Genomic DNA, 6,277 nt, shown 5'->3' on the forward strand with positions numbered 1-6,277 from the left:
AATTGACTGTCGAGTTTACGGTGCTCGGCCGTAGCTTCGTTGGCCTGAACGGTGGTCCGAATTTTACGCCCAATGAGGCTGTCTCGTTTATGGTTGTGACCGAAAATCAGGAAGAGACCGACCGCTACTGGAACGCCATCGTCGAAAATGGTGGGCAGGAAAGCGCCTGCGGCTGGTGTAAAGATCGATGGGGTCATTCGTGGCAGATCACGCCTAAGCTGCTGCTCGACCTGACAACCGCAGCGGATAAGAACAGGGCCCGGCGCGCTTTCGAGGCAATGATGACAATGGGCAAGATTGACATTGCCGCTCTGAAAAAAGCCGCAGGGTAACGGAGCTCTCAAAAAAGGAGCCAAGATATGGTGGAGGGTATCCGTAATTATAATCGCGGTTTGGAGAATGGCGAGCAGGACATCTGCGATTTGCTCGCCGAGACCATCGACCGCAATCTTCCGGAAGCTGATGCAAAGGTCTGGCATGGACACCCGGTATGGTTCCTCGATGACAACCCGACGGTCGGTTATAGCAAGCAAAAGCGCGGTATCAGATTGATGTTCTGGAGCGGTGCGAGCTTTGACGAACCGCAACTCAATGTCATTGGCGGCAAGTTTAAGGACGCCTCCATCTTTTACTGTTCAGCAGATGAGGTCGATGTTGCGGATCTCGAACGTTGGCATGGACAATGCCGAAACATCGCTTGGGACTACAAGAACATTGCCAAGCGAAAAGGCGTTTTGGAAAAGCTGAAATAGCTGTCACCAAACATTATTGGCTAAGCTACAAAAAGGAGTTGAAGCAATGGAAAAACACTACAAGGGCGGATGTCAGTGCGGCGTTGTTTCCTATGAGGTCGATATTGATCTTGATGGCGCGATTACGTGCAACTGCTCGCGCTGTCAGCCGCTTGGGGTTATGCTTGCATTTGCGCCGCGTGAAAATTTCGCACTGCACAAAGGGGCAGATAATTTGACCGAATACCGCTTTAACAAGCGGGAAATTGAACACCTCTTTTGTAAAACTTGCGGAATCCAGAGCTTTTCCTATGGCAAAATGCCGGATGGAACCAAGATTGTAGCGGTAAATGTAAACACGCTTGAGGGCCTTGATCCCAGAACACTTTCTCCGACCCATGTTGACGGGCGCGCGATGTAAAGCCCGTTCAGCGACCGGCCGGCACAAGGGCTTTGTGCGAACTACGCACTAAATGGGCAAGCATAGTTCATTGAGTGATTTTATCTGAATACCAACTGCCTGCGGGAATGTTGTGTCTGATATTTTTAAATAGTTAGGAGATTGGCTAACTTTTATTGACAGCGCAGATGCTGAATGTTACTTAGGAATATGGCTAAGTTTGAAGCAAACCTTGATCAATGTTTCGCCGCGCTGGGCGACCCGACCCGACGGATGGTCTTGCAGCGTCTGGCCCGCGGCGAGGCGAGTGTCGGCGAATTGGCGGAGCCGCACGATATGGCACTGCCGTCTTTCATGGGGCATCTGAAAAAACTGGAAGATGCGGGACTGGTCACTTCGACCAAGCAGGGCAGAACGCGAATTTGCACACTCACACCGGACGCATTTGCTCCGGCCAAGAACTGGTTAAACGAGCAGAGCGCAATTTGGGAAGGGCGCCTTGATCGCTTTGATGATTACATTACCACCCTTATGAAGGAACGTGAAAAATGAACCTCGACCCCGAAACCGATCTCAGCTTCACCCGTACACTCAATGCACCACGTGCGATACTTTGGGAGTGTTGGACCACGCCTGAACACATTATGAAGTTCTTTATTCCTGAACCGCACAGTATTGACGCCTGCGAAATTGATCTCCGGGTTGGCGGGAAGTTTAACACTACGATGAATGTCAATGGCGAAAAGATGGAGAACACGGGTGTTTATCTGGAAGTTGTTGACGGCAAACGGCTCGTCTTTACGGACAGCTATAGCGAAGGCTGGAAGCCGGCTGCCGAACCGTTCATGACCGCTATTGTCGAATTTGAAGATGATGGCAAGGGCGGGACAACCTATACTGCCATCGCCCGCCACCGCTCACCGGAAGCCAGAAAAGCTCATGAAGATATGGGCTTTTTTGACGGGTGGGGAACCGTTGCGACGCAGCTTGAACAATATGCACAATCGCTTGCCAAACATTGAAGGCATTGTGTGATGGCAGCAAAAGATACAACGCAAGCGGTTAAAGGGCCGGCCTCCTATTTTCCATCCATTGAGAAAAAATATGGCCGGCCAATTGCCGAGTGGAAATCACTTATCCGAAGCCGGACCGCTAAAAAGCACATGGAGCTTGTGGCCTGGCTCAAGCAAGAACACGGATTAGGTCATGGGCATGCCAATGCTTTGGTTGCCTATACGTTGGCTGAAGACAAAAGCGTAAAAGGTTGAGTTGAAATGAAACCCAATCTCATGATCTGGACCGGACGCATTCTGACCGGCATTTTTGCAATTTTTATGCTCGTTGCATCAATTATGCCCAAGCTTATCGGGGCGGACGTTGCGACGAACTCCTTGCGTGAACTTGGGTGGCCTGATGGCTATGTTCTTATGATTGGATTGATCGAGCTGGCATGTCTCGTTCTTTACCTGATCCCGCGCACAAGCATTTTAGGCGCAATATTAACGATGGGGTTACTCGGCGGTGCGATGGCCACGCAGATTCGCGTGGAGAATCCGATTTTTAGCCACGTGTTTTTCAGTCTTTATCTGGGGCTGTTCATGTGGGGCGGTTTATGGTTGCGCAATGCAGCATTGCGCAGGCTGTTTCCACTTTACGCGCCAGAAGAAAATCGTGGCGCTACGGTGTAAGGCAGGCTTTTGCCTGTCACACATACCGGCGATCCCAATCGGACGTGAACAGTATTCATGAGCCTTGGTTACCTGGTCGGCTTGCCGTGCGGTCTTTGAATATATGGCAACGCGAAAAGATAAAGGCCGGTGAGCAGCATGAATAAAAGTGGGAACAATGGGAGAAAGAACACCCATTCGGCAAGTTCCTTTCCCAGCCCTTGGGCGGCGAAAATGGCCAGCACGATAAATGTGAAAACAATCGATAGCCAACGGTGGGCCTGTCTTATCCAGTTTTTCCAGTTCAAATGTCATTCCTTCCAAGATTTGCAAGCATACTAAGAGCATCAATTAGAGACATCACGAGGCATTTCTTTTCACGGCAGCGCGAATGAGTGCCGAAAGCGCTTTCTCATCAATCTTATCGTTTTCATAAAAATCAATTGCGCGCCGGACATTGCCGTCGAGGCTTGAATTAAAAAGCTTTGCAGGATCTTCCAGTGATGCTCCCTTGGCGAATGTCATCTTGACCTTATCCTTGTAGGTCTCGCCGGTGCAGATCATGCCGCCGTGATACCAAGTGGGAACACCGCGCCATTTCCACTCCTCAATTATGTCGGGAGCGGCTTGTTTAATCACCTGCCGGATTTGCGCAAGCATATCACCGCGCCAGTCGTTTAACGCTGCGATCTTTTCATCGATTTTCTGTGCGGGTGTTTTTTCCTTTATCAGGTCATCCATCTTCAATGTCCTTATTTTCTCTAGCAAAGTGGTCGCGCGTGTTCTTTTTATTGCAGCTTGGCCAATACTTGCTCCATTTTGTCGAAGAAGCGCGGCCAACCGATTTTTGCACCGCCGTAGTAGTTTGGCTGGTCCATGCGGAAGCCGGCTTGCTCCATGCGCAGGCGCGTTCCCTGGTCAGTCGGTGTGAGGGTCCAAGTGACCACCGATCGCAGATCACCTGCATCCCAGCTGTACTCCAGCGTTTTGTGCTCTTTGACCGCTCGAACTTTACAGGCTACTTCGCCCCAATCCGCGCTGAAATTAAATCGATGCCCCGGTTCGGGCTGGAAGTCAGTTTCCATCAACCACTCCGAGATCAGGTGCGATTGGGTGAGGGCGCGCCAAATTTTTTCCGGCGGGTGTGGTAAGTCCCGCTCGACGATAATCGTACGGGTATCGGTGGCTGCGCCTGTCAATTGTCCATCCTCTTCAGCAGGTTTTCGAGATTATCGATGCGAGACTCCCAGAAGCTGCTCATCTGTTCGGCCCAGTCCGTCAATGATTTCAAGGCTTCGGTTTGCGGGCTGTAAAATGTCTGGCGGCCGTTTTGACGGCCTACAACCAGGCCGGCCCGTTTGAGAGTGCCAAGATGTTTCGAGACTGCCGGTTGGGAAATCCCCGCGTGCTCAGTGAGCGCTTTGACAGTTTGGTCGCCCCTTGTGCACAGATGTTCAAATAAAGCCCGGCGTGTCGGGTCTGCGAGGGTGCTAAAAAGGATATCATGAGGCTGGGCCATAAAAATACATAGCTCTTCGGTTATGATTTATTGATAGCCGCAGAGTTATGTGTTTTCAAGATAAAATTTTTATTTTGCGAGTGATGGCTAATTTCCAGTCACTTGTTGGCGAGTCGTAACCCAGCTTTTTGCCGGACTAGGGCGCATATGCGCGCAGGAAGATTCGCACCGCTTCGTCGGCGTGTTCGCGCAACTGCTTCTGGTCCGGGATACCTTCGTCTCCGAGCAGCATGGCAGCATTGGTTGGCGCGCCCATTAACATCCAGTTGAATTGGGTGGCCGCTTTGTGTGGATCCGGCGTGTCGAGTTCTCCGATGCTGGTATAATGTTCGCAGGCACGCGCCAGTCTTTCGATCGACCGCTTCGGTCCATTGAGATAAAGCGACTTTCCCAGCTCTGGAAATCGTTCAACCTCGCCGATGACCAACCGGCGAAGCCGCATAAGACGCGGGGTCATGACAACAGTCAGTTGATCGATAGCCGCTTCCAAAAAATACACTGCGGCCGCGCGCTCATCGAAAATCTCTTCCCTGTCTTCGCCGAGCTTATGCGTCGCGCCGCCTGTCATGGCTTCAACAACGTCTATAAAAAGTGCCTCCTTTGATCCGAAGTGCGCGTAAACCGTCTGTTTGGAGACGTTCGCATGATCGGCAACATTGTCCATATTTGTGCCGAGAAATCCGTGACGCAGAAAAATGTTCTCGGCTGCGGCGAGTATTTTCTCGCGGCTCCGCCTAATGCGTGTCTCTGCGCCATTGGCCATATAAGGTTCCTTTTTGCCTTAGGTACAGCATAGCTGCACCAACTTGACAAATCAAACTGGACGGTCCAGTCTAATTAGTGGAAGATCAAGGAAGGTAATATGAATATGCAGCAAAAATTGTCCTGTCAGTGCGGGCAGGTAAATGTCGAGGTGGAGGGGCCGAATATCGCGGTAACGGAATGCCTGTGTGACAGCTGCCGCAAGGCAGGTGCTATCTTGAGTAAATTGCCAGGTGCGCCGTCAATTCTTGACAGTAAAGAGGCAACATTATTCGTTATGCATAGAAAAGACCGTGTGCGGGTGGTTTCCGGCAGCGAATCTTTGAAAGCCTATCGCCTGTCACCGGATGCGAAAACCCGGCGCATTGTTGCGTCCTGCTGCAATATGCCGATGATGCTGGAGTTTCAGGGCGGGCACTGGTTCAGCCTTTACGGCCAGCTTTGGGCGGAAGATCAACGGCCGGCACCTGAATTTCGCACAATGACTGATGATCTTGAGGACCCGAATCTTCTGCCCGATGATATTCCAAATCTTAAGCAGCACTCGCTGGCTTTTTACCGGCGCCTTTTCGGAGCATGGGTAAAGATGGGGTTCCGCAATCCGAAGCTTGTGGTTGAGGGAGAGTTGAATGTCTAAAGCTGGCGAAAAACTCGAAATCGAAAGCATTACGTCGCCCCACCATAAACAGCGGGTTGATCGGGTTAAATATTCGGCCATGCGCGAGGCGTTGCTATTGGTGCTGCCGGCTACCGCACCCGGGCTTTCAGTGGCCGAAGCCAAGAAGGCGTTACTTGAGCATTTGTCTGATGATATTTTTCCAGGCGGTGCCAAAGCAGGGTGGTGGCTCAAGGCGGTGCAGCTCGATCTTGAGGCGAAGGGTATAATTGCCAGAGAAGCGACGAAGCCGGTACGACTCTATCGCGTGGATTAGTAGATGTTTCCAAGCAAATTGCATCGTGCATTTGTCCACTGGACAAGCTGCATTTCTTGTCAGTACTCAATTTTGCAACCTGTTAACAGGAATATATCCGCCGCAAAGCGGTGTGTATAAAAAAATCACCTTAACCATTCTTTCTTAATTCGGGCACTGATTGCCGGTTTCCTGAGGGGAAATAAGGGCTTTTGGGCGCCTTATATGCGGTACTTATTGGTACGCTTGGGTGCCCTAAAAAAAATGTCATAAAAAATATAGAAAAG

14 protein-coding genes are annotated in these 6,277 nt (G+C 50.9%); 9 read left to right on the forward strand and 5 right to left on the reverse strand.

Features of this window, described 5'->3' with window-relative positions; genetic code table 11:
• The 7 genes from SU32_RS16825 to SU32_RS16855 form a co-directional block, all read left to right on the forward strand.
• The coding region (locus tag SU32_RS16825) for a VOC family protein (protein ID WP_054000543.1) at nucleotides 1-332 on the forward strand (332 nt) is incomplete at its 5' end.
• 27 nt (nucleotides 333-359) lie between these two features.
• Nucleotides 360-752, forward strand: a complete 393-nt coding sequence (locus SU32_RS16830) for a DUF1801 domain-containing protein (protein WP_054000544.1) — start codon at nucleotides 360-362, stop codon at nucleotides 750-752.
• A 46-nt stretch (nucleotides 753-798) separates the two neighbouring features.
• The gene (locus SU32_RS16835) at nucleotides 799-1,152 is read left to right on the forward strand and encodes a GFA family protein (RefSeq protein ID WP_054000545.1); all 354 of its coding nucleotides are present in this window, start codon (nucleotides 799-801) and stop codon (nucleotides 1,150-1,152) included.
• 189 nt (nucleotides 1,153-1,341) lie between these two features.
• Nucleotides 1,342-1,683 carry an ArsR/SmtB family transcription factor gene (locus SU32_RS16840; protein WP_054000546.1) on the forward strand — a complete coding sequence of 114 codons (342 nt, stop codon included), beginning with the start codon at nucleotides 1,342-1,344 and terminating at the stop codon, nucleotides 1,681-1,683.
• Entirely contained in the window at nucleotides 1,680-2,153 is a 474-nt protein-coding gene (locus SU32_RS16845) for an SRPBCC family protein (protein WP_054000547.1), read from the forward strand. The genes SU32_RS16840 and SU32_RS16845 overlap by 4 nt, the downstream gene beginning before the upstream one ends.
• Before the next feature lie 12 nt (nucleotides 2,154-2,165).
• On the forward strand, nucleotides 2,166-2,399 hold the full coding sequence (locus tag SU32_RS16850) for a DUF4287 domain-containing protein (protein ID WP_054000548.1): 234 nt from the start codon (nucleotides 2,166-2,168) through the stop codon (nucleotides 2,397-2,399).
• 6 nt (nucleotides 2,400-2,405) lie between these two features.
• Complete coding sequence (locus tag SU32_RS16855) at nucleotides 2,406-2,819, forward strand: DoxX family protein (RefSeq protein WP_054000549.1); 414 nt, start codon at nucleotides 2,406-2,408, stop codon at nucleotides 2,817-2,819.
• Nucleotides 2,820-2,887: 68 nt separating this feature from the next.
• On the opposite strand, the gene SU32_RS16860 is transcribed toward SU32_RS16855, so the two are convergent.
• From SU32_RS16860 to SU32_RS16880, 5 genes are all read right to left on the reverse strand, one after another.
• A complete protein-coding gene (locus tag SU32_RS16860; RefSeq protein WP_054000550.1) occupies nucleotides 2,888-3,106 on the reverse strand; it encodes a hypothetical protein in 219 nt (72 codons plus the stop codon).
• 52 nt (nucleotides 3,107-3,158) lie between these two features.
• A complete protein-coding gene (locus SU32_RS16865; RefSeq protein WP_054000551.1) occupies nucleotides 3,159-3,539 on the reverse strand; it encodes a DUF1801 domain-containing protein in 381 nt (126 codons plus the stop codon).
• Nucleotides 3,540-3,586: 47 nt separating this feature from the next.
• Nucleotides 3,587-3,997: an SRPBCC family protein gene (locus SU32_RS16870; RefSeq protein ID WP_054000552.1), complete on the reverse strand. Its 411-nt coding sequence runs from the start codon at nucleotides 3,995-3,997 to the stop codon at nucleotides 3,587-3,589.
• Nucleotides 3,994-4,317 carry an ArsR/SmtB family transcription factor gene (locus SU32_RS16875; RefSeq protein WP_054000553.1) on the reverse strand — a complete coding sequence of 108 codons (324 nt, stop codon included), beginning with the start codon at nucleotides 4,315-4,317 and terminating at the stop codon, nucleotides 3,994-3,996. The genes SU32_RS16870 and SU32_RS16875 overlap by 4 nt, the downstream gene beginning before the upstream one ends.
• A gap of 136 nt (nucleotides 4,318-4,453) precedes the next feature.
• The gene (locus tag SU32_RS16880) at nucleotides 4,454-5,080 is read right to left on the reverse strand and encodes a TetR/AcrR family transcriptional regulator (RefSeq protein WP_054000554.1); all 627 of its coding nucleotides are present in this window, start codon (nucleotides 5,078-5,080) and stop codon (nucleotides 4,454-4,456) included.
• A gap of 99 nt (nucleotides 5,081-5,179) precedes the next feature.
• Between SU32_RS16880 and SU32_RS16885 the strand changes: the two genes are divergently transcribed.
• Both SU32_RS16885 and SU32_RS16890 read left to right on the forward strand, forming a co-directional pair.
• Nucleotides 5,180-5,716 carry a GFA family protein gene (locus SU32_RS16885; protein WP_054000555.1) on the forward strand — a complete coding sequence of 179 codons (537 nt, stop codon included), beginning with the start codon at nucleotides 5,180-5,182 and terminating at the stop codon, nucleotides 5,714-5,716.
• Nucleotides 5,709-6,011: a DUF6958 family protein gene (locus SU32_RS16890; RefSeq protein WP_054000556.1), complete on the forward strand. Its 303-nt coding sequence runs from the start codon at nucleotides 5,709-5,711 to the stop codon at nucleotides 6,009-6,011. The genes SU32_RS16885 and SU32_RS16890 overlap by 8 nt, the downstream gene beginning before the upstream one ends.
• The last annotated feature ends 266 nt before the right edge of the window (nucleotides 6,012-6,277 follow it).

It is taken from the genome of Ahrensia marina, assembly GCF_001293565.1.
Taxonomy (GTDB): Bacteria; Pseudomonadota; Alphaproteobacteria; order Rhizobiales; family Rhizobiaceae; genus Ahrensia; species Ahrensia marina.